Source organism: Bacteroidales bacterium (assembly GCA_016709865.1).
Lineage (GTDB): Bacteria > Bacteroidota > Bacteroidia > Bacteroidales > VadinHA17 > LD21.
On the sequence record JADJLX010000005.1, the window covers coordinates 1,631,566 to 1,654,550 of the forward strand.

Annotated in this window: 22 protein-coding genes; 8 read left to right on the forward strand and 14 right to left on the reverse strand. The window is 40.1% G+C overall.

What is annotated here, in order from left to right; genetic code table 11:
• Position 1 precedes the first annotated feature (1 nt).
• Positions 2 to 1,219, reverse strand: coding sequence for a transaldolase (locus IPJ16_15175; protein ID MBK7628514.1), 1,218 nt, complete (start codon positions 1,217 to 1,219; stop codon positions 2 to 4).
• Positions 1,220 to 1,247: 28 nt separating this feature from the next.
• Entirely contained in the window at positions 1,248 to 2,513 is a 1,266-nt protein-coding gene (locus tag IPJ16_15180; protein MBK7628515.1) for a mechanosensitive ion channel, read from the reverse strand.
• A 99-nt stretch (positions 2,514 to 2,612) separates the two neighbouring features.
• Here IPJ16_15180 and IPJ16_15185 point away from each other — a divergent pair, with 99 nt between their 5' ends.
• On the forward strand, positions 2,613 to 3,887 hold the full coding sequence (locus IPJ16_15185; protein MBK7628516.1) for a peptidase: 1,275 nt from the start codon (positions 2,613 to 2,615) through the stop codon (positions 3,885 to 3,887).
• An 86-nt stretch (positions 3,888 to 3,973) separates the two neighbouring features.
• On the opposite strand, the gene IPJ16_15190 is transcribed toward IPJ16_15185, so the two are convergent.
• Complete coding sequence (locus tag IPJ16_15190) at positions 3,974 to 4,318, reverse strand: hypothetical protein (protein MBK7628517.1); 345 nt, start codon at positions 4,316 to 4,318, stop codon at positions 3,974 to 3,976.
• Positions 4,319 to 4,453: 135 nt separating this feature from the next.
• Here IPJ16_15190 and IPJ16_15195 point away from each other — a divergent pair, with 135 nt between their 5' ends.
• Positions 4,454 to 5,029, forward strand: coding sequence for an RNA polymerase sigma factor (locus IPJ16_15195; protein MBK7628518.1), 576 nt, complete (start codon positions 4,454 to 4,456; stop codon positions 5,027 to 5,029).
• Positions 5,022 to 5,438: a hypothetical protein gene (locus tag IPJ16_15200; GenBank protein ID MBK7628519.1), complete on the forward strand. Its 417-nt coding sequence runs from the start codon at positions 5,022 to 5,024 to the stop codon at positions 5,436 to 5,438. The genes IPJ16_15195 and IPJ16_15200 overlap by 8 nt, the downstream gene beginning before the upstream one ends.
• Positions 5,439 to 5,469: 31 nt before the next feature.
• Here IPJ16_15200 and IPJ16_15205 read toward each other — a convergent pair whose 3' ends face one another.
• Both IPJ16_15205 and IPJ16_15210 read right to left on the reverse strand, forming a co-directional pair.
• Positions 5,470 to 5,745 carry an ATP-dependent Clp protease adaptor ClpS gene (locus IPJ16_15205; protein ID MBK7628520.1) on the reverse strand — a complete coding sequence of 92 codons (276 nt, stop codon included), beginning with the start codon at positions 5,743 to 5,745 and terminating at the stop codon, positions 5,470 to 5,472.
• A complete protein-coding gene (locus tag IPJ16_15210; GenBank protein MBK7628521.1) occupies positions 5,742 to 7,445 on the reverse strand; it encodes a hypothetical protein in 1,704 nt (567 codons plus the stop codon). Before IPJ16_15210 ends, IPJ16_15205 begins: the two co-directional genes overlap by 4 nt.
• Before the next feature lie 137 nt (positions 7,446 to 7,582).
• Between IPJ16_15210 and bcp the strand changes: the two genes are divergently transcribed.
• Genes bcp through IPJ16_15225 form a run of 3 tightly spaced genes read left to right on the forward strand, consistent with a single transcriptional unit; the run spans position 7,583 to position 11,154 of the window.
• A complete protein-coding gene (gene bcp / locus IPJ16_15215) occupies positions 7,583 to 8,047 on the forward strand; it encodes a thioredoxin-dependent thiol peroxidase (GenBank protein ID MBK7628522.1) in 465 nt (154 codons plus the stop codon).
• Positions 8,048 to 8,057: 10 nt separating this feature from the next.
• Positions 8,058 to 9,065 carry a recombinase RecA gene (gene recA / locus IPJ16_15220; protein MBK7628523.1) on the forward strand — a complete coding sequence of 336 codons (1,008 nt, stop codon included), beginning with the start codon at positions 8,058 to 8,060 and terminating at the stop codon, positions 9,063 to 9,065.
• Between the two features lie 25 nt (positions 9,066 to 9,090).
• Positions 9,091 to 11,154 carry a S9 family peptidase gene (locus IPJ16_15225; protein MBK7628524.1) on the forward strand — a complete coding sequence of 688 codons (2,064 nt, stop codon included), beginning with the start codon at positions 9,091 to 9,093 and terminating at the stop codon, positions 11,152 to 11,154.
• A 52-nt stretch (positions 11,155 to 11,206) separates the two neighbouring features.
• Here IPJ16_15225 and miaA read toward each other — a convergent pair whose 3' ends face one another.
• The gene (miaA, locus tag IPJ16_15230) at positions 11,207 to 12,115 is read right to left on the reverse strand and encodes a tRNA (adenosine(37)-N6)-dimethylallyltransferase MiaA (GenBank protein MBK7628525.1); all 909 of its coding nucleotides are present in this window, start codon (positions 12,113 to 12,115) and stop codon (positions 11,207 to 11,209) included.
• Between the two features lie 99 nt (positions 12,116 to 12,214).
• Between miaA and IPJ16_15235 the strand changes: the two genes are divergently transcribed.
• Together IPJ16_15235 and smpB are read left to right on the forward strand one after the other, a co-directional pair.
• Positions 12,215 to 12,796: a YIP1 family protein gene (locus tag IPJ16_15235; protein ID MBK7628526.1), complete on the forward strand. Its 582-nt coding sequence runs from the start codon at positions 12,215 to 12,217 to the stop codon at positions 12,794 to 12,796.
• Between the two features lie 9 nt (positions 12,797 to 12,805).
• Positions 12,806 to 13,264 (forward strand): SsrA-binding protein SmpB, encoded by a 459-nt coding sequence (gene smpB, locus IPJ16_15240; GenBank protein MBK7628527.1) that lies wholly within the window; start codon positions 12,806 to 12,808, stop codon positions 13,262 to 13,264.
• Here the strand turns inward: smpB and IPJ16_15245 are convergent, their stop codons facing one another.
• The 8 genes from IPJ16_15245 to IPJ16_15280 form a co-directional block, all read right to left on the reverse strand.
• Positions 13,265 to 13,975: a TIGR00730 family Rossman fold protein gene (locus IPJ16_15245; GenBank protein MBK7628528.1), complete on the reverse strand. Its 711-nt coding sequence runs from the start codon at positions 13,973 to 13,975 to the stop codon at positions 13,265 to 13,267.
• A gap of 44 nt (positions 13,976 to 14,019) precedes the next feature.
• On the reverse strand, positions 14,020 to 16,839 hold the full coding sequence (uvrA, locus tag IPJ16_15250) for an excinuclease ABC subunit UvrA (GenBank protein MBK7628529.1): 2,820 nt from the start codon (positions 16,837 to 16,839) through the stop codon (positions 14,020 to 14,022).
• Positions 16,840 to 16,859: 20 nt separating this feature from the next.
• Positions 16,860 to 17,813, reverse strand: a complete 954-nt coding sequence (locus IPJ16_15255; GenBank protein ID MBK7628530.1) for a lytic transglycosylase domain-containing protein — start codon at positions 17,811 to 17,813, stop codon at positions 16,860 to 16,862.
• Between the two features lie 164 nt (positions 17,814 to 17,977).
• The gene (locus IPJ16_15260; GenBank protein MBK7628531.1) at positions 17,978 to 19,300 is read right to left on the reverse strand and encodes an outer membrane beta-barrel protein; all 1,323 of its coding nucleotides are present in this window, start codon (positions 19,298 to 19,300) and stop codon (positions 17,978 to 17,980) included.
• Positions 19,293 to 19,853: an RNA polymerase sigma factor gene (locus IPJ16_15265; GenBank protein ID MBK7628532.1), complete on the reverse strand. Its 561-nt coding sequence runs from the start codon at positions 19,851 to 19,853 to the stop codon at positions 19,293 to 19,295. Before IPJ16_15265 ends, IPJ16_15260 begins: the two co-directional genes overlap by 8 nt.
• A 99-nt stretch (positions 19,854 to 19,952) precedes the next feature.
• A complete protein-coding gene (gene lpdA / locus IPJ16_15270; GenBank protein ID MBK7628533.1) occupies positions 19,953 to 21,344 on the reverse strand; it encodes a dihydrolipoyl dehydrogenase in 1,392 nt (463 codons plus the stop codon).
• 65 nt (positions 21,345 to 21,409) lie between these two features.
• Positions 21,410 to 22,222 (reverse strand): metal ABC transporter permease, encoded by an 813-nt coding sequence (locus tag IPJ16_15275; protein MBK7628534.1) that lies wholly within the window; start codon positions 22,220 to 22,222, stop codon positions 21,410 to 21,412.
• A gap of 11 nt (positions 22,223 to 22,233) precedes the next feature.
• The gene (locus IPJ16_15280; protein ID MBK7628535.1) at positions 22,234 to 22,983 is read right to left on the reverse strand and encodes an ATP-binding cassette domain-containing protein; all 750 of its coding nucleotides are present in this window, start codon (positions 22,981 to 22,983) and stop codon (positions 22,234 to 22,236) included.
• Positions 22,984 to 22,985: the final 2 nt, after the last annotated feature.

The following is a 22,985-nucleotide window of genomic DNA, read 5'->3' on the forward strand; positions in this document are numbered from 1 at the left end:
CCTATTCAATTATGTTTCTGATCCTCTGGTCGAGCTCACGCTGGTCGGAGGTAAATGATGCCAGCCCTGCAAGTGTAAGCAGGGTATCAGGTGCAATCTTCCCTTCGCTGATTTTTTTCTCCCATCGTGAATGAACCGGAATTTTTCCGTCGGAGGCAATAAAGCCTTTCTCTTCCTTTGTAAGTGATGGAAACATATCCTCGCAGCCCTCTTCATGAGCTATGTGTATAAGTTCGGAACCGGTTGCCGGTACTTTGGCTGCCAGTCTTTCTGCCAGATGAAGAACCTTTGTATCAACTTCCCAGAATTTTTCAACGTGTGCTTCCTTAGCTGAGTCAAACATACTTATGTCGTAATTCTCATGCATCCGTGAAGAAAACTTCCCACTCAACTCCTTGTGTCCGGATGCCGCTACTTTCGGGGGCATTGTATAAACATCTGTTCCTGCAAGAAGTTCCAGCTGAGTATGGTTTCTGAGACTTGCAGCTATAAGTTTAGTCTGCCAGGGATTCTCTGCAGATAGGCCGGTTACCCAGTTCTGGGAAGCAATAACTGCCATCTCTCCTGCTCCCGAACCATCACCAAGCTTGTTGTTAATCATATATGCTCCTATCCTGCCAAGAAATACATTAAGATAATCTGGTCGGGCCACACGGGTCACAAGTACATTTTCCCTGGCACTGAACTCGAGGGTAAAATTAATCTTCACTCCCATATCCTTAAGCAGTCTTGCACCAATCAGTCCTTCAGCAGTGTAGGGCACTTTTACTATAAACTGTTCAGGACATATATCATGAAATCTCTTTCCGTAAGAAAGTATCGCCTTTATATCATGAGCAGTATCAGTATGAAGTTCAACACTGACATAGCCGCCAAACTTCTGTGCAAGTCGCAGGCCATGACGGGCATTCAGAATAAAAGCAATCTCCTTAACACGATCTTCCTGAGGCAACTCCCTCACTATGCTCTTTGCTTCTGAAATGAAGATATCATAAATTCCTTTCTGGATTTCATTATTAAGAAGAGTGTTATTTGTTGTAAGGGCACTCATCTCAGCTGACCAGTTTGATTCAGCCTCCTCCATATCACCGGTATCGAGCCAAAGTTCTGTTCCTGTATTACGGAGAGCCTCCCAGAAAGGATCCTTTTTCCCTGTAACATGTTTTTCATTCAGATTCTTCCAAACAAAATCACTAATTCTGGTACTAAGGTCAGCCATGATTATAATTATTGATGTTGGTTACTACTCATTTTTTCGATAATGTGATAAGGTCTTCGCCGGTTGGTTGCTGGTAAACTTTAAGTCCGAACTCATTCATTATAGCCAGCAGATGTTCGAATATCTCCGACTGAATATTTTCATAAGGGGCGAATGTATTGTTCTTGGTGAAAACATAAACCTGCAGAGGCAACCCATTACCATCAGGAGTCCTGTGACGTAATATTACAGTCTGGGTAGGATCGACAAACTGATGATTTCTGAGGTATGCTTCAGCATAAAAACGAAAAACTCCAAGATTAGTCAGGTTAGATGAAGTGAAAACCGGATTATCAGGATTATCAAGTCCGTTTTTAAAAATCCCAGATTTATTTTCGGAGCTCTCAATATATGTTTTCAGTACAGGAATTTTACACAGTTTCTCCTTCAATTCCCTGTCCAGAAACCTGATACTTTTCATATCAATATAAATGTGTCTTTTTATCTGTCTGACACCTGACTCTTCCATCCCTCTCCAGTTCTGAAATGATTCATTTACAAGAGAATAAGTTGGCACCGTTATAATTGTCTTATCGAAGTTCTGGATTTTGACAGTATTAAGAGTAATATCCGTTACCGTCCCATCAACTTCTCTTCCGGGGATTGTTATCCAGTCACCCACTTTAAGCATCTTATCTGCCGAAAGCTGGATACTTGCTACAAGTCCAAGCAGAGTATCCTTAAACACAAGTATCAGTACAGCAGCCATTGCTCCAAGACCAGTAACTATGGCCCTGATGTCTATTTTAAATACAACTGATATTACAATCAGGAGAGCAATCAGAATAACAAATATTTTTACAAGCTGAACATATCCTTTAATATGCCTGTGCTGCGATATAGGAAGTGTGAGATAAATTTTGTGCCATGCTTCAATAAACGATATTACTACAACAGCTCCAATTGTTACAATATATAGGTATGTCAGCCGGTGAACAACTATTAGCCACGTAGGATAGGTCTTAAGGGCCCATCCTGCCATAAACCAAATCACAAGAGCAGGAGCCAGATGTGACAATCTTGTAAAAACTTTCTGCTCGAGGAAAATATCATCCCAGGTTGAGGTTGTTTTTTTAACAATTCTCGTAACAACCTTTAAGATTATTACTTTTGCAATAAGATTTGAAAGCCAGCTTATCAGAAGGACTATTACTACGAGCCCTACTGTACTCAGAAAAGTGGAGAGACTATAGCTTAATCCTGCATTTAAGAAAACCTCTTTCAGCCAAATTGCGGGATCATTAATTAAAGGCATATTAAATCACTTTATAATTTGTCGCAAAAATAGATAAATTATCAATCTCTCTGAATGAATATTTTTAGCTTTGCCAAAAACAGTATCAAATATACTCCCATGAGAACATCTATTCTATATCTTTTGATTACCCTTTCAATTCCCGGAATGGCCCAGCAGAGCTATGATAAATACTTTACCGATAAAGTCCTGAGGTTTGATTTTATGTTTTCAGGTAACAGTCAGAAAACTATCGTATATCCTGTTGGATTAAAGGAAGAACCAATATTTGCAGGTTCAAGAACCAACCTGATTGATCCATTCAATTCAGGAAATTTCAGGTATGAAGTATTTGATGAAGCGGAGAACATACTGATTTACTCTAAAGGATTCTGTACTCTCTATCAGGAGTGGCAAACCACATCTGAGGCGAAGAAGATAGAAAGGAGCTTTTACGAAGTAGCCACTATGCCTTACCCTAAGAATAAAATAAAATTCAAAATTAGCGTCAGGGAAAAGACCGGCCAATTCTCCCCGTTATATGAAGTATCAATTGATCCCTCCGATTACTTTATAAGAAAGGAAAAACCGGTTAACGCAAAATATTCCAGGGTTTATGGCAGCGGAGACCCTGACAAGTCAGTAGATCTTGCATTTATTGCGGAGGGTTATACCGCTGATGAGATGGGGAAATTCAGAGAAGATGTCAAAAAACTTGCAGATGCCCTTTTTGCAGAAGCCCCATTCGTTGAATACAAGAATAAATTCAATATCTGGGCTGTTGAAGCAGTATCCCAGGAATCAGGTACAGATGTTCCCGGGGAAAAGATTTATGTGAACACGATACTCAATTCAAGCTTCTATACCTTTGATACTGACAGGTATCTTACCACACAGGATATCAAATCTGTAAATGACTTTGCAGCTGTTGTACCTCATGATAACATTGTTGTTCTTATAAACAGCAGCAGATACGGTGGCGGAGGTGTATACAACTATTACAGCGGTACAACTTCGGGTCATGCACTTTCTTTAAAGGTATTCGTACATGAATTTGGTCATGGGTTTACAGGACTGGCTGATGAGTATTATTCTTCGTCAGTAGCCTATGATGAATTTTATCCGCTTAATGTAGAACCATGGGAACCAAATATTACCACTATGGTAGATTTTGATTCAAAATGGAAAAAGATGATTGCAAAGGAGACTCCCGTACCTACACCTGCTGAGGAGAAATACAATGGTGTTACAGGTTTGTTTGAAGGCGGCGGATACTCTGCAAAAGGAATCTTCCGTCCGGAATTGGATTGCAGAATGAAAAGTAACGGGCCGAAAGGATTCTGTTCTGTCTGCCAGAAGGCAATTAAAGATATGATCGATTATTATACAAAATAAAAATTGTGATTGCAGGGACATAAAAATTGTAGTAGGGACATAAAATTTTATGTCCCTACAACAACAACAACAACAACAACAACAAATTATTTGTTTTTTCTGTCGATGAGATAGAATAATACAAGGCTGAGACCACCAAAGAAGAAGATCATCGAAGGATAGAGAGCATCCTCATCAAGAATCTGAGCCTGCGCCATCAGGGCAGCAACCATGATACCAATTGCGATACCCATTGCAAGCATTCCTATCTTCAGAGTAAACTTACTCCATGAGAAATTCCATTTCACAGCTTCCTTACCTGTATTAAACAAAGAGGCATCAGCTCCTTTTTCGATAAGAGCCATTCTTTCTTTGTTACGTGTTGTATAATGAACATATACAACACCAAAAATTGTTGCAAAAAATGCGATAAATCCAATCAAACCTTCCATAACTTATAATTATTGGTTAATAACTCTTTTTGTGCTTTAGACACAAGAGTAATCAGTCAGGTTACAAAAAACAGAATAAATATTTTTTCTTTAATCGTGTAACCAATTCATAACTTTGCTCGTCAAAGATCTGAAATGGCTTATAAGGGAGACATAATATATATTGAACAGGTACTGGAAGGAAACACCAACGCCTTCAGTTATATAGTTGACCGGCATAAAGATAAGGCCTTTAACCTCGCATTCAGGATATCAGGCAGCCGCGAAGAGGCTGAGGAGATCACACAGGATTCATTTTTAAAAGCATACCGGTCGCTTGGAAGTTTTAAAATGCAGAGTAGCTTTGCAACATGGTTCTACCGGATAGTTTATAATACTTCAATATCATATATCAGGATTAAGAAGAAAGAAGTTTTATCACTTGAGGATTTTCCGGCTGACGCAACTGATTTTATAGGTACCAGTTACTCAGAGGAAGAAGCAGACAAAGAGTACAGGAGTGCATTACTTAACTTTGCACTTCAGAAAATAAGTGAAGATGAGAGAGGTTTGATTACACTTTTTTATTATGACGAGCTTAGTCCTGATGAGATATCAGAAGTGACAGGAATAAGTAAATCGAATCTGAAGGTTAAATTATTCAGGGCCAGGCAGAAAATGCAGGAGATAATTGAAAAAGCTGAAAAGAAAAATTTAATATATCATGGATAAACAGGAAAAACATACAGAAGATCTTCTGAGTCAATATATTAATCCTGAAAGGATTGAAAAAGCTCCTGAAGGATTTACATCTAAGGTTATGTCTGTTATCGAAACTGAAAAGATTCCGGTCAGGGCAACTGTAAAATCCAAAAAGAGGACTCTTGTCCCCTATATCTTTTCTGTATTTATTGTAATACTTATTATAACAACCTTCTTTATACCAGAGACCGGAAACAAGACGTTCTTAATTCCTGCGTTTGAATTTTTAAAAACCCTCAAACTTGATTTGCCCGAAATCGATACCAATAACATTTTCAGTATCAATCTGCCTTCAGCCCTGATGTATGTACTAATTGGGATTTTCCTGTTATCTTTTTTAGACAGAGCGCTTTACAGGGTATTTCACAGGGAAAAATAAAATTGTAGGGACATAAGATTTTATGTCCCTATTATAAAATCTGAACCTTTGAATTCAGACCTTTAAGATTGAGCGATCTGCTCATCGCATTAAGAACCTCCGGCAAACCGGTTTTCACATCACAACTCCCTTTAAAGTGAACAATAAGAGCACATTGTTCTGCCTGCACCGGATCATGTCCGCACACTTCGACCAGCGATTTTATTACATGATCGAAAGTGTTTACATCGTCATTATAAAGCACCAGTGAACCTGACTCACTGCCACTCTTAAGCTTATCATCCCTATGTAAAGTTCTTTCCTTCATTGCAGGTTTTCAAATAATTGCCTTGCAGTATCAACGGGTATCTCTTTCTTCCCCAGCCATGCTCCTACCCTGGCTTCCCTGTAACCGTTCCGTATCAGAAGATCAGTGTATTCTGCAGCGCTCTCAAAAGTAATAAAATTCCCGATCAAATAAACAATTTTTCCATCTTCAAGTGTCTGAATATCCAATCCCCTGTTTCCTGCCATCTTCTTCATACCGTCAATCACATCCTCCTTAACAGGTTTCAATACCCTCATAACCTCGACCCTGAAAGCGAGAGTCGGAGGTATTGTATCTGCAGGAACCTGAGGTTCTGCCTCGACCCTTGTGACAAATGGTTTCTTACCCCACTCCTTTTCCAGAAGTGCCGCCCTGTCAGCCGAAACCGGCTTATTGCCTGAAAGTGCGATGACAAATGCATCTTTAAAACCCTTAGCTTTAACTGCAGAGAGTGCTTTTGCTGCATCAGCTGAGCGCCTGAACATCCCTGCAAAGTAATTTGTCTTGTCTGTTCCTGCAACTTTAAATCCATATACTGGTGTTATCCCTTTGAAGTAAGCTGGTGCAACAGGATTTCTAAATACTGCTATCTGAATTCTGTAGATCAGTCCCGGAGGAACTTCAGGATCTATGAGAATTTTTTCTTTTGGATCTGTAACAGGTTTCGGAAGAACTTCAAAAAAAGAAAACACCTCAACAGGCTTACTTATTACCACCTTTTCAACTATTGCTGTATCTGCCTTAGTGTCTGTTTGTACATTTTTTTTGATTGCAGGTGCAGCAGTTTTTACATTCTCTGAGACTGCCTGCTGTGGTTTTATGGTGTCTTTTAATTCATTTTTTATTACAATTCCGGATGCCTTATTAACAGATAGTTGTGCCTCATTATACTTCTCATCTGCTGCTTTTTGAAACGATAGTGCTGTTGCCTCATTTTGAGCTATTTTAGCTTTTAATCCTGGCTTTTCAGCTTCCGGAAGGGTATTAAGAAGTTTCTTCTGATCAGAAGCCAACTTTGTTAGTGAATCAGCCTTTGTCTGAAGCTCCAGGGCATCATCAAGTATTTTGTCGAAAGCTGCAGGAACAGGTTTGCGGGTAAGGGTATCTTTTATGGCTGCCGGCTTGCTTTCAGCCACTTTAGCAGCAGGCTGCGGAACCGGCTTATTTACTGCTGCAACAATTCTTGGTTCTGCTTCAGGTTCGGGGATCTTCCCTTTTTTCTCAATACATTGTTTTATAAAGTCAGCAACATTATACTCCTTTGCAGTTTTTTTGCCAGCCAGATCAATGAACTGATTGTATGTACCTGATGCTTCTGAATACTTGCCAGCCATCTGCTGGGCCCGGCCCAGATAAAACAATGCATCTGGAGGAAGGCTCTTAATAACTGCTGAACTCTGAATAGCCTGTTTTAAAAGAGACTCTGCTTCCAGCGGATTTCTGCTCAGATTGATCAGTGATACACCGGAATAGTATTTATAAAGAGGATCCTTTGGATAGGAAATCAGCAGTTCTTTAAATTCATTATATGCCTGTTCATAATTCTTATTTGCGAATGCCTCAAGTGATGATTGCCGGGTTGGTTTTACAGGAACCTTCTGAGAAAAAACAGTGGAGGGATAATAACATATGGCAAATAAAAGTATCAACAGTAACTTCTGTCCCTGTAAAGTATTATATTTATCACGATCAATCTTCACAAACTATTGATATTAAATTACTTAGTATTAAACTAAAAATGACTGTAATTAGCTATATGTTAATAACAAATAAACGTTTTCTTGCAGAAAACAATTCAAACTTCGTAAATTTACCCATAATAACAAAATAAACAACCATGGCAGAGCTAAAAGAGGGTAAAAAGGCGCCGGCATTTACAGGTATTGATCAGAATGGCAAGGAAGTAAAGCTGAGTGATTTTGCAGGTAAAAAACTGGTTCTATATTTCTACCCAAAGGATAATACACCCGGATGCACTGCCGAAGCATGCAGTTTGCGTGATAATTATGATGCATTCATTAAAAAAGGATTTGCAATAGTCGGAGTAAGTCCCGACAGCGAGAAATCACATAAGAATTTTGCAGGAAAATATACATTACCGTTTCCTTTAATAGCCGATACCTCAAAGAAAATACTAAATGATTATGGAGTTTGGGGTGAGAAGAAAATGTATGGCAAAAGCTATTTCGGGGTAATCAGAACAACATTTATTATTGACAGTAATGGTATGATTGATAAGATCATTACAAAGGTCAATACTGCGGGTCATGCAGAACAGCTTTTTGATATATATAATCAATAAAATCAATAATATGAGCAAAGAAAGAAAAGAGATAAACAAAGAAAAACTTAAGGCACTTGAAGTCACATTAGGAAAAATCGAGAAGGATTTCGGCAAGGGAACCATAATGAAACTTGGTGATCATGCCATTGAAAACATTCAGGTTATTTCCACAGGGTCGATCGGTCTCGATGCAGCCCTTGGCATTGGCGGATTACCGCGTGGAAGAGTGATTGAGATCTATGGTCCTGAAGCATCCGGAAAGACAACCCTGGCTATTCATGCAATTGCTGAAGCCCAGAAAAACGGAGGTATCGCCGCAATTATTGATGCAGAACATACTTTTGACCGTAATTATGCCGAGAAACTCGGAGTTGATGTTGAAAATCTTCTTATATCCCAGCCTGATAATGGCGAACAGGCACTTGAGATAACTGATAATCTTATAAGGTCGGGAGCACTCGATATCGTAGTTATCGACTCAGTAGCTGCACTTACACCAAAAGCAGAGATTGAAGGTGAGATGGGCGACTCAAAAATGGGACTGCAAGCCAGGCTTATGTCTCAGGCTTTGAGGAAATTAACTGCCAATATCAACAAAACAAATACATCATGTGTATTTATCAACCAGCTGAGAGATAAAATCGGTGTTATGTTTGGCAATCCGGAGACAACAACCGGAGGTAACGCCCTTAAATTCTATGCTTCAGTAAGGCTTGACATCCGGAGAACCAGCCAGTTAAAAGAGGGTGAAGAGATAATCGGAAGCCGCACAAGAGTCAAAATAGTAAAAAATAAACTCGCACCTCCCTTTAAAAAGGCTGATTTCGACATACTTTATGGTGAGGGGATTTCACAGCTCGGAGAGATTGTTGACCTGGGTGTCGACTTTGAAATAATCAAAAAGAGCGGATCCTGGTTCAGCTATGGTGATACCAAGCTTGGACAGGGAAGAGATGCTGTTAAACAGATACTTAAGGACAATCCTGAATTATATGATGAGCTGAAGACCAAAGTGTCTGACGCGCTTAAGAAATAATTATTCAATATTTTATATTCCAGTTATGAAAAGATATCTCTTTCCGGTACTTCTTCTGGCATTGCTTTTTACTTCATCATGTAAAGAGAAAACACCTGTCATAAGCGAAGAAGCTCAGCCACAAATAAATAATCAGCTTACTGCTGAGGAGAAAAAAGGCGGTGTGATGACACCAGAAATAATGTGGAAATTCAGGAGGCTAGGCACATTCACGCTTTCTCCTGATGGCTCTGCCATACTCTATACTGTTACTGACATAGACCTCCTTACAGAAGCCAGAATTACAAACATTTACAGGTTATCTGTTTCAGGAGGCGATCCTGTTCAGCTCACCACTGACGGAGGAAGTTCTCCGCAATGGTATAACGATGGCAAATCAATTGCTTATACCAACAAAGGAAACCTCTGGGTAATGAATCAGGACGGATCAGACAAAAAGAGTGTTGAAGGAATTACCGACTTTGAGATCTTCAATATATCACCGGCAGGAGATAAAATTTATTTCACAAAAAGGGTCAAACTTGATCAGACAGCCAATGAGAAGTACAATCTGCCAAAAGCAAAAGTCAGAATCATAAACGACCTGATGTACCGTCACTGGAATTACTGGAGCGATTTTTCCTACAGTCATATCTTTGTAGCATCTTTTAACGGAACTGCTGTTTCGGATGAAAAAGACATTATGAAAGATCAGAGATATGAATCACCTACTGCACCATACTTTGATGAGGCTGAAATATCATGGAGCCCCGATGGCAGGTATATAGCATACACCTCGAAGAAACTGACGGGAATGGCTGATGCGCGCAGCACCAACTCTGACATCTATCTTTATGATTTAAAGAAAGAAACTGAAACCAATATTACGGAGGAGAATAAGGGTTATGACAAATATCCTGTCTTCTCACCGGATGGTTCCTCTATAGCTTATCAGAGTATGGAAAGAGACGGATATGAGGGTGATCTTGACAGGCTTTTCATTTACAGTATTGGTGAAGATAAGAGGAAGTGGATTACCAGGGACTGGATCTATGATGTTGAAAGCATAAACTGGGATAGCAACGAATCACTATACTTTGTCAGTTCCTATCTGGGTACAGCCCAGCTGTTTAAAACAAACATTTCAGATGGGAAAGTTACAAAAGTGACTGAAGGCAAACATAATCTTGGTCCGGTTAACCTGAAATCAGGAGTGCTTGTTTCAGGACTGGTATCAATGTCGATGGCACCTGAGATTTCTGTTGTTGACACGAAGAACGGAGAGGTTAAACAGATCAGTTCAATCAACAAGCCTATCTATGAGTCGATAAAAATGGGCAAGGTTGAAGAGAAGTATATAAAGACAAAAGATAAAAAAGATCTCCAGATGTGGATAATCTATCCGCCTGACTTTGATCCTGCAAAAAAATATCCTGCCTTACTATTTTGCAAAGGTGGTCCGCAGGGACCGCTTGATCAGAGCTGGTCGTACCGCTGGAACTATCAGATGATGGCGGCAAAAGGATATATTGTAATTGCTCCAAACAGAAGAGGGAATTCCGGATTCGGGCAGGAATGGAAAGAGCAGATCTCAGGAGATTATGGCGGAGCCAATATGCAGGACTACCTCGATGCCACCGATGCAATGATGAAAGAACCTTACGTTGATAAAGAGCGGGTTGGTGCCGTTGGTGCAAGTTATGGCGGGTACTCTGTATTTTATCTGGCAGGTATGCATGGCGGAAGATTCAAAGCCTTTATTTCACATTGCGGGATGTTCAATTTTACCAGCTGGTATGGTTCTACTGAGGAGTTATGGTTCCCTGATAAAGATATTGAAGGACCATACTGGAATACACCAAAAAGTTACAAGTATTCACCGCATCTCATGGCCGACAAATGGGACACGCCTATACTTATAATAACCGGCGCAAACGACTTCAGAATACCATATACCCAGAGCATGGAAGCGTTTCAGGCAGCACAGTTACAGGGAGTTCCTAGCAGATTTCTGTTTTTCGAGGATGAGTACCATTTCGTTACCAAACCACAGAATGCAGTTATCTGGCAGTATGAATTTTTTGAATGGCTGGAGACGTATCTCAAATAATAATATTTCGCAGGGAAGAGTCGCGACTCTTCCCTACATATACCCTGTTCAATTAGATTAACAAATCAATTACTTTAGATAGTTTCTCCTCCAATGGCATGTTTCCATCAAGCCAGTGGATTACTGTGCCCCTCTTCTCCATGCCCCTGAACCAGGTCATCTGCCTCTTGGCAAACTGATGAATCGCAATTTCAAGATCAGTAACCATCTTTTCATAAGTTAACTTACCTGTCAGATAGAGAGTTATGTACTTATATTCCAATCCATAATAAAGAAGTGTATCAGTATCGACACCATTTTCAATCAGCAGCTTTACCTCATCAACCATTCCGGCATCAAGTCTTTGCTTAAGGCGTTCTGTAATTCGTTTTCTCCTGCAGTCTCTGTCAAACAAAATGCCTACTATCAGAGGATTAAGTTTTGGGAATATACCTTTTTTAGACAGTCTGTTACTATTGAAATGTTCAATTTCGATAGCCCTGATAACACGCTTCTTTGTATCTATATCAGTAATGTTATGAAGACTTTTATAAGTCGACAGGATATCTCTGAGTTCTTCTAAAGATTTTTTCTCGAGTTCAGCCCTGAGCCCACTGTCAGGTGGCACTTCTACCATTTTATAACCTGAGATAATGCTATCGGCATACATTCCCGAACCACCGCAAACAACAGGAAATACCTTCCTCGACTTCAAATTTGTATACACTTTATTAAAATCGCGCTGATATTCAAAGACATTATACTTATAACCAGGGTCGGCGATATCTATCAGATGGTATGGAATGACACTCCCGTTAATTAAATAATCATCGTAATCCTTCCCTGTACCTAGGTTCATGCCCCTGTAGACCTGGCGCGAATCAGCGCTTATGATTTCACCACCGACTCTGCTGGCAAGAGCTACGGCAAGGGATGTTTTGCCGGATGCAGTAGGTCCGGTAACAACTAAAATATCATAGATTGAACTCAATTCCACAGGTATTCAGTTAATGATTACGGTAGGAAAAGCAATATACCATAAATTTATTTAATTTTGCGGGGCATTCAAATCTGAATTTTTATGAATTACAAATTCTTCCTTTCCGGATTAAGAAATATTATATTTTCTCCTGTAAAAGCATGGGAAACAATTGATTCAGAGAATAAATCTGTGAAAGCCACCAGGGATAATTTTTTATTTCCCCTGATTATTTTAGTAACTATATCAGCAATTGCCGGCTCCCTCCTTTTTACAAACACTGAATTATCTCCTGTATATTCAATATTTACTGGGATTAAATGGTTCCTTGTGTTCTTTGTAACTATCTATCTGACTTCATTTATATTAGGTGAGATCACATTCCCGCTTGACCTTGGAAAAGATTTTTCAGTCTCATTCAGACTAATTGCATACTCACTTGCTCCCTTTATTTTATGCCAGATACTTAGCCGGCTGTTCGAGTCACTGCTCTTTGTAAATATTATTGGACTATACGGACTTTATATATTCTGGACAGGCGCTGAAAAGCTATTAAATCCTCCTCAGTATAAAAAAATGCCATTGCTTATTGCAACAACAATTACTCTGGGCGTGATTTATGTCGGGACAAGTGTGCTGCTCAGTATGCTTGTTGATAAGGTTTACTACTCATTTTTTGCTTAACTGTTGAGTATGAAAGGGGGAACCGGAAATATTGTAATAAAGAATAAAAAGGCTTCTCACGATTATGAGTTCCTGGAGAAATTCATTGCCGGTATCAAGCTTACAGGGACTGAAATTAAATCAATAAGGCTTGGTAAAGCAACAATTTCAGATACATATTGCCTTTTCGAAAACGGAGAAATGTATCTCAGGGGGATGCATATATCAGAATACTGGTGGGGAAATCTCAATAATCATGATCCAATCCGCGACAGGAAACTGCTTCTTAACAAGAAGGAATTAAGAAAGATAGAAAGAAAAGTAAAGGAAACCGGGCTTACAATTATTGTAATTAAAGTCTTTATCAACGACAGAGGTCTTGCAAAAGCTGAAATAGCAATATCCAAGGGGAAAAAGGAATACGACAAACGCGAAACCCTCAAGCGCAAGGATGCAACCCGTGAAATGGACAGAATGAGAAAAGTCTGATCAGAAGTTTGGACTTAGCAGGTACCTTGAGTAGAATTTCACAATATATTCCACAGCCTCATCTGAAGTATCAACAAGAGTGAACAGATCAAGATCTGCCGGTGAGATAGTATGCTCTGATTCAAGCATTTCTGCTTTTATCCATTCTACAAGTCCGCTCCAGTATTTTTTTCCAACAAGTATGATCGGGAATTTTCCAATTTTCCGTGTCTGAATAAGGGTTATAGCTTCGAAAAGTTCGTCAAAAGTTCCGAATCCTCCGGGAAGTACTATAAATCCCTGGGAATATTTCATGAACATCACTTTCCTTACAAAAAAATGGTCAAAAGTAATGAGCTTGTCATTATCAATGAAAGGATTGGCATGCTGTTCGAACGGCAAGTCGATATTTATACCTACCGACTTTCCATTTCCTCGTCTGGCTCCTTTGTTGGCAGCTTCCATAATACCGGGGCCACCACCGGTTATTACCCCGTAACCATTCTGGGTAAGTTTAAATGCAATGTCTTCTGCAAGTTTATAGTATTTGTCATTGTAATGTGTTCGTGCTGAGCCAAAAATAGAGACACAAGGACCTATACGTGCAAGTTTTTCAAAACCTTCGACCAGTTCAGATATAATCTTAAATACCCTCCATGAATCAGTTGTATGAATCTCATGCCATGTCTTCTCGGTAAACGCATCTTTAATAAGGTCTGCTGGTTTCTCCATTACAAATCGAATAATATATTACTGTTTCAAATATAACCAAATTCTTATCTTTTAAGTTCCGGAGAAAGATATTTTCCGGTATAGCTTTCTTTACATCGGGCAAGATCTTCCGGTGATCCTGAAAAGAGGATATTCCCGCCGGCTTTACCACCCTCTTTACCGAGGTCTATTATATAATCAGCCATCTTCACAACATCAAGATTGTGTTCAATTACTATAACTGTATTTCCCCTGTCAACAAGTTTATTCAGCACATCCAGAAGAACTCTGACATCCTCAAAGTGAAGACCGGTTGTAGGCTCATCCAGAATATAAAGCGTCTTCCCTGTATCGCGCCGTGCCAGTTCTGTCGCCAGTTTTACCCGCTGTGCTTCCCCCCCTGAAAGAGTTGTAGATTGCTGCCCCAGTTTAATATATCCCAGTCCGACATCCTGAAGTGTTTTTATTTTGTGAAATATCGACGGGACATTAGCAAAATACTCAACTGCCATATTTACAGTCATTTCCAGCACATCGCTTATTGACTGACCTTTATACTTAACTTCCAGTGTCTCTCTGTTATATCGTTTCCCGTTACACTCGGTACAATGTATATACACATCAGGAAGAAAATTCATTTCAATTGTCTTCATCCCCGCCCCTTCACAACCTTCGCATCTTCCTCCTTTGACATTAAATGAAAATCTTCCTGCGCCGAATCCCCTGATCTTAGCCTCAGTTGTCTGCTCAAAAAGCTTCCTTATATCTGTAAAGACACCTGTATATGTTGCCGGATTTGAACGGGGCGTTTTGCCGATAGGTGACTGATTAACCTCGATCACCTTATCCAGGTATTCCAGTCCGGATAAATCTTTATAAGGCAAAGGAGACTGACCTGCATGATGAAATTTCTTTGCCAGAGCAGGATGAAGCGTCTGGTTGATCAAAGATGATTTACCACTGCCTGAGACACCGGTGATGCAGATCATGGTACCCAATGGCAGGATTATATCAACATTATTAAGATTATGTCCGGTTGCCCCGGTAAGTACAAGCGATTTACCATTACCTTTTCTCCTGACATCAGGTATATTGAATCTCTTTTTATTGTTCAGGTATGATGCTGTAAGTGTATCCGTTTTCATTAACTCTTCAGGCCGGCCGTGTCCGACTACCAGTCCGCCGTGACGACCTGCACCCGGACCCATATCAATCACATAGTCAGCTGAAAGGATCATCTCTTTATCGTGCTCCACGACGATTACAGAATTACCGGCATCTCGCAGCTGCTTGAGAGCCTCAATCAGTCTTCTGTTATCTCTCTGGTGCAATCCTATACTCGGCTCATCGAGTATATAGAGGACATTTACAAGTCTCGATCCGATCTGGGTTGCCAGTCTTATCCTCTGACTCTCTCCACCGGAAAGAGTCCTTGACCCTCTGTTAAGTGAAAGGTATTCCAATCCAACTTCCAGAAGAAATCCAAGTCTCGCCCTTATTTCTTTAAGTATCTCTGCCGCTATCTGTTTCTGCTTCCCTGTCATCCTCTCCTCTATACCATCGAGAAATGCTGAAAGATCTTTAATATCCATTGCAGAGAGTTCACCAATGTTTTTATCAGCTATTCTGAAGTAGAGAGACTCTTTTTTCAGACGCGTTCCATTGCATTCGGGACAAACATTGTACTGAACATACTGATCTTTAATTCTTGAGCCGCTTTTTTGTCCGTTTACAACTTCGATATTACCAACAAAATTAACCACACCTTCGAATGTAAGGAAGTAGTTTGAACTCATTCCAAGCGGAGTATTTGAAAGCTTAAGTACCTCATCGGAGCCATAGAGAACTTTATTTAAGACATCCTGAGGAATATCCTTTATTGGAGTATCGAGAGTAAATCCGTTTTTTTCTGCTATGGCTTCTATCTGCCAGAAGATCCAAATGTTTCTGTATTTACCGAGAGGTTCAATGCCCCCCTTTCGTATGCTGAGTTCTTTATCGGGGATAAGTTTATCCTCATCTATAGTTGATACCTCTCCGAGACCATTGCAGTGAGGGCAGGCACCCTGCGGGGAGTTAAAAGAAAAAGTATGAGGGGCAGGTTCATTATATGATAAACCAGTTACAGGGCACATCAGATGCCGGCTGAAATAGCGGGGTTCATTATTTTCAGGGTCGAGTACCATCATAATCCCTTCGCCCTGATCGAGAGCCATAAGGATTGAGTCGTGAAGCCGTTTATCTGTTGTTTCGCCTACCCTGAATTTGTCTATTACAAGCTCAATAAAGTGAGTTTTGTACCTGTCGAGTTTAATCCCGGGCGTAAGTTCCTTTATTTCATTATTAATACGGACATTAAGGAAACCCTTTCGCCTCAGCTGTTCAAACAACTCCTTGTAATGACCTTTTCGGCCCTTTACAACAGGAGAAAGGAAATATACTTTTTTGCCAGCGAACCGGGTCTTTACCAGTTCAAGGATCTGCTCATCGGTATACCTTACCATCTTTTCACCTGATGCATAGGAATAAGCCTCACCTGCCCTGGCATAAAGAAGACGAAGGAAATCGTAAATATCAGTAATAGTACCGACTGTAGACCGGGGATTCTTGTTTGTGGTTTTCTGTTCGATTGAAATTACAGGGCTTAAGCCTGTTATCTTATCAACATCGGGACGTTCCATACCACCCAGGAACTGCCGCGCATATGCTGAAAGGGTTTCCATATAACGCCTCTGCCCTTCAGCATAGATAGTATCAAAGGCAAGTGAAGATTTACCACTTCCGCTCAGTCCGGTTATTACAACCAGCTTATTACGCGGAATTGTTACATCAATATTCTGTAAATTATGTACCCGGGCACCAAGTACATTAATCTCCTCACTCATATCAGCTCTGCCTTAAAGGATTAATTTAGAACTTCTGTTTTTTCAATACTTCTCATCCCTTCCGCAGGAATTTTGATAAGATATGTCTTATTAGGTCTGGAAGTCAGAAATGGCTTTCTGAGCCAGGGATTAAGAAACTTCAGCATCTTGTAGTTAGTACCGTATTTTTCAGCAAAATCAGAGAAATTTGTGACTGCACTATCAACTTTAACTTCGTAATATTTTAGTTCCGGGTAAAGGTCATCCTTGCTCAGATCAAAACCATAAGCAACAGGATCGTTTATAACAAGCTTATAGGCCACCGCCCTGAAGATGTATCTTGCAGTCTCTTCATTTAATAGAAGATCATAATAGTTATTCTGCTTCTGAATATTAATCTGCTCATCAAGACCAGCTCTGCCACCGTTATAAGATGCGGCAGCTAATGTCCAGTTGCCATATCTCTCATATGACCTTTTGAAGTAATCACAGGCAAACTGAGTTGATTTCTCGACATTGTATCTTTCATCAACAACAGTATTTATCTCCATCCCCTCCTCTTTTCCTGTTTCAGGCATTATCTGCCAGAATCCTGTTGCTCCGGCAGGAGAGATCATGTTACTGTATTCACTTTCTGCAGCAACAAGATATTTAAAATCGTCAGGTATATTATTTTCCTTCAGGATCTTTTCTATAACCGGAAGATACCGGTTTGCCCTTTTGATTATCATTATAGTAGAAGAGTGCCTGTATGCACTGGTAAGGATTTCACGTTCAAGGCTCTCCCTGGTGTCAAAATTTTCAAGAGGCATCCTTTCCCCGGCGAATGTTACATTCTCGGGCAATTTAAAAGACTGGATAGAATACACAGTATCGAACTGTTCCGACATAATGCTGCTGCTTCTCCCGAATCCCTTAAATCCAAATACAACTGAGAGAATTATTATTGCAGAAAATAAAATTGTGAAAGCTGTAAATATTGTTTTCCTGTGCATATTAATCATAGTTTGCAGAGCTGAAATAAATAAACTGCAAAGGTAATAATTTTGCATCGGGAAAGTACCTTTTTATAAAGCAAAGTTCAAAATGTAAAATGCACAGGGCACGGGGCACAGAGCAAAGAGCTCAGGGCAATAAATAAAACTAATACTCAGGGAATTTAAAACTTATAGGAGAGTCCGGAGAAGAGGCCGAAGGAATACGGATGTGATTCTGAGCCGCTCATGTTCGTAAACGGATTGATATAATATCTCAATGTCGGTTCTATGTTAAATGAGAGTTTCTCTGAAAAACTGTATTCCACACCCATCCCCAGTGAACTGCTGACACTGACAGGATTAAGACCAGCTGTTTCACCAACAAAATACTTTTCCCCGTCATTAAATGTAAAAACAGAATTATCAAGAAGCATATTATATGATAATCCGCCAACAAGGTTAAGATCAACAGTCTTATCGACAAACTTATATCTCAGAACCACGGGCAACTCAAGGAAACTGAATTTCTGGAACAAATTATTGTTTATAACCTTAAGATTGGCCTTCAGAGGATCAAATACATCGTTTGTATAGAGTGTCTGGATACGATCAACCTTTCCCGGAGCAATCATAAACACATCAGAATTATTGCCTTTCACAATTCCGCTGGTGGTAAGCACGTCAAAGTTGTTTGCCCCTTTAGTATAATCATATTGTTCAAATCCACTGAAGGTGCCTATACCTTCCAATTTCTGACCAAGAGAAGAATAATAGAGACCAGCCTGTACAGTAAATCTCTTATTAAGTTTATAGGATACTGCTACACCACCGGAATAAGACGGAAGTGAATTCTCCGATGCGGCAAGCATTTCTGTAAGATCGTTCTTGTTTGTAATAACCCTTGAGTTGACTGTAGGTGAGGCAAGAGCGCCAATTGACCATCGTTTGGTATCCTTAACAGAACTAACATCAGGCATATAAGCCGGTTCAATCTCCTCAACAACAAATGTTCTTGCCGGCAGTCCGGCAATATCAATAAAAGCAGGCTCCTGCTGCAGGGAAGATCTGTCAGTTAACAGAGTATTGTCCATCTGTAAATTTGAGATATCAAATAACTGAGCCTCGTTTTCGTTACCAGCTTGTAAACTTTCTGATTCAGGGGCAATATTGCTTTGAGCAATCAGTATCTCAGGCCGGGCTGTAACTATTTTTATCTCCTGTGAAGGATCTTCTTTCCTGACAAATACAGGGGTAGCAGCTTCAACATTCATAGCTACAGAACTGAATTCAGGAAAAACTACAGTTTGCTGACCGGCTCTGTAAGCAAAAAAACTAATTGCAGAAAGGAGAGCTACGGCTGCAGCACTCTTAAGAAATATGTAACGCGGTGCATGCCCCTTTATAGCAGGCTGAATCTGATCCCAGACCTCCGGAGGAGGAAGAACTTCATAATCTTTCAGTCCATTTCTGAAAACGAGATCAATATTTGCGTTCCTGTCATCCATTCGCAACACTCTTCTTAATTCCTGTATAGGACCCGACTCTCCTCTGCAGGATCATCCTGGCCCGTGACAGATTTGATTTGGAAGTACCCTCTGAAATCTTGACCATTTTACTGATCTCCTTATGTGAGTAACCTTCAATTGCGTAAAGGTTAAACACCATCCTGTATTTCGGTGGCAACTCCCTTATAATTTCAAGCAGATCATTCGCTTCTAGTCCTGCATAATCATAATTATCAGGTTCAGTCTCAGGCTCCTGAATTGTATCAATATCATCAACCCTGTACAGGTTATTCCTGCTTCTGAATCTCTCAAGTGCGGTATTTACAGTTATCCTGCGCATCCAGCCTTCAAAAGAACCCTCATATTTATAACGATCCAGATGTTCAAAGATCTTAATGAATCCTTCCTGTAAAATGTCCCTTGCTTCTTCGTCATTTCCTGAATACTGAAGACATACAGCGTATAACTTTGACGCATACCTTCTGTACAGGAGTTCCTGATCTCTCCTGTCGCCGGCAAGACAACCTTTTATTATTTTTTTTATCTCGGTCAAGGTATTCTACCTGTTTGAGAAGATAAAAATATAAAATAATTATCTTAAATGCCAGTATTTCCTTTTAAGAATGATGCTAAATAGCTTAAAAAGGTTGCTTTAGAGATGAATCACTTCTCCATAAGCTGCTGCTGCGGCTTCCATTATTGCCTCCGACATTGTAGGATGGGGATGAACAGCTTTAATAATCTCATGTGCCGTAGACTCAAGTTTCCTTGCCACCACAACCTCTGCAATCATCTCTGTTACATTCGCTCCAATCATATGGGCACCAAGCAGTTCTCCGTAAGAAGCATCAAAAACTAATTTGACGAAACCATCTTTTGCTCCTGCGGCACTTGCTTTTCCTGAGGCTGTAAAAGGAAATTTACCGACCTTTATTTCATATCCGGCTTCTTTGGCAGCAGCCTCTGTAAGGCCTACCGAAGCTATCTCCGGATTTGTATAGGTACAACCCGGAATATTCTTATAATCAAGTGGATCAACATCCATACCTGCAATCTTCTCGACACAGATAATACCTTCAGCTGAAGCTACATGGGCAAGTGCCGGACCATGCACTATATCACCGATGGCAAAAACACCTTCGACTGAAGTCCTGTAGTAATCATCAACAACAACTTTCCCTTTTTCGGTTTTTATACCTGCTTTTTCAAGTCCGATCCCTTCAAGATTTGTTGTCACGCCTACAGCTGAAAAAACAATATCTGTCTCTATAACTTCCGAACCTTTTGGAGTCTTAATAGTCACAAGGCACTTTTCTTTAGAAGTATCTACCGATTCCACCGATGAATCTGTCATAATCTTCATTTTCATCTTTTTAAAGGACCTCTCCAGCTGTTTTGACACCTCCTCATCTTCATTAGGAACGATCCTGGGAAGGAACTCAACAAGAGTGACGGCGGTACCAATTGACTGATAGAAGTTCGCAAATTCACTCCCAATAGCTCCCGAACCAACAACAACCATAGAACCCGGTTGCTTATCAAGTATCATTGCTTCACGGTATCCGATAATCTTCTTCCCGTCCTGTCTCAGGTTGGGAAGCTCCTTCGATCTTGCTCCTGTTGCCAGTATGATGCTTTTCGCGGTTATATTTTTTCTGGTCCCATCGGTTTCTTCAACCTCAACAGTATTATTACCTGCAAGACGTCCAAATCCTTTAACATGAGTAATATTGTTCTTTTTGAAAAGGAACTGAATCCCTTTGCTCATGCCGTCTGCAACACTTCTGCTTCTTGCAATAATTGCATTGAAATCGGGTTTTACCTCACCTGAAACAGATATCCCGTAATCAGAAGCATGAGTCAGATAATCAAAAACCTGCGCGCTCTTGAGAAGTGATTTTGTTGGTATGCATCCCCAGTTCAGGCAGATGCCTCCAAGTTCTGCACGTTCCACAACTGCAACCTTCATTTTTAACTGTGAAGCCCTGATGGCTGCTACGTAACCACCTGGTCCGCTTCCTATTATAATCAGATCGTAATCCATAATATTTATAATTAAAATTTGACTTTATAATCCTTTTTTCGAATAATTATATATTTTATTCGAAGCTATTTATCTGAGCTGAGTTTCATTAACAACTGACTAATGATCTTTGCCACTACCCATATAATCACCAATGTAAATATTATTGTCGCGCCAACAGGTATCCCTGCAAAGTATGAAATTACATAACCTGTTGCTGTGCCTACAAATCCTGCAATTATCGACCACACCACTATCTTTAAATACACGCGTGTAAACAACATGGCTATATTTGGCGGAATTGTAAGCAGTGAAATAACAAGTACAACACCTGCCATCCTAATGTTCAGAACAATTGTCAGGGCTATCAGCGATGTAGTCAGATACTTGAATATATTTACGTATGAAGAATAGGTCCTGGCAAACACTTCATCAAAAGATATATACAGAATTGTCCTGTAAAAAATCCCGAAGTACAATATCAGTATCAGCGACATAATCCCCAGAGCAATCAGGTCTGCATTTGTAACAGTGAGGATACTGCCAAAAAGGTAACTCATAAGATTCGGAGTATATCCGGGTGTCAGATAGATGAATATTATTCCAATAGCCATCCCAAATGCCCATAAAATACCAATTGCCGAATCCTCCCTGATTTTTTGTCTGACCGAAAGATATTCCACTCCCAGTGCCGACATAATGCCGAAAACTGCAGCACCTATCACGGGGTTGAATCCGAGGAAATATCCTATTCCTATTCCCCCGAATGAGGCATGTGTAATTCCTCCGCTTAGAAATACCATGCGTTTCGATACAACATAAGTGCCTGCAAGACCAGCAGTTATACTCGCAAATATTGCCCCGAGCAGCCCTTTTAGTATAAATTCGTATTGAAAAATATTTGCTTCCACTATTTGTTATGGTATTTCAAAACAGTATGAGGTACTTCTCCGTGTGTGATAAGCTGAATCGGACATCCGTATGCCAGCAGGTCGTCGTTTGTAATCTCGTGAGAAGGATGGTAATGAAGGGTCCTGTTCACACAGGCAAATGATTTTATGTGAGATGAGATTGTTCCCACATCATGCGAGACCATAAGAATTGCCATGCGCTTATTCAGCTCCCTCAGTTTTTCATAAAAATCATTCTCAAAGGAGGTGTCAACAAAGTTGCCGGGCTCATCGAGCAGCAATAGTTTAGGGTTCCCGATGATTGCCCTTCCAAGAAATACTCTCTGCATCTGCCCTCCCGACAATTCATTTATTGTTGCACCTGCCAGGTCAGACAATCCAAGTTCGTCTATGACCTTTGCTGCTTTAATCTTATCGGAAGCATTCATTCTTGAGATGAATCCTTTCTGTATCATTAAACCGGAGAGAACAATATCTGTTACAGTTACCGGATAGTTGATATCGCCGGTTGACATCTGCGGAAGATAACCGATCCTGTTTCCGTTTAAGATATTTCCGTTGAAAACAATAGTCCCTTCAGAAGGTTTAAGCAATCCAAGTATAATTTTTAAAAGTGTGGTTTTGCCGCCGCCATTGGGTCCGATAACTCCGATGAAATCATTCTCGTCCACAACAAAATTGACATCCTTAAGCACAGTAAGAGCGCCATAAGATGCCGACAAAGAATGCATTTCAAAAAGATGAGCCATCT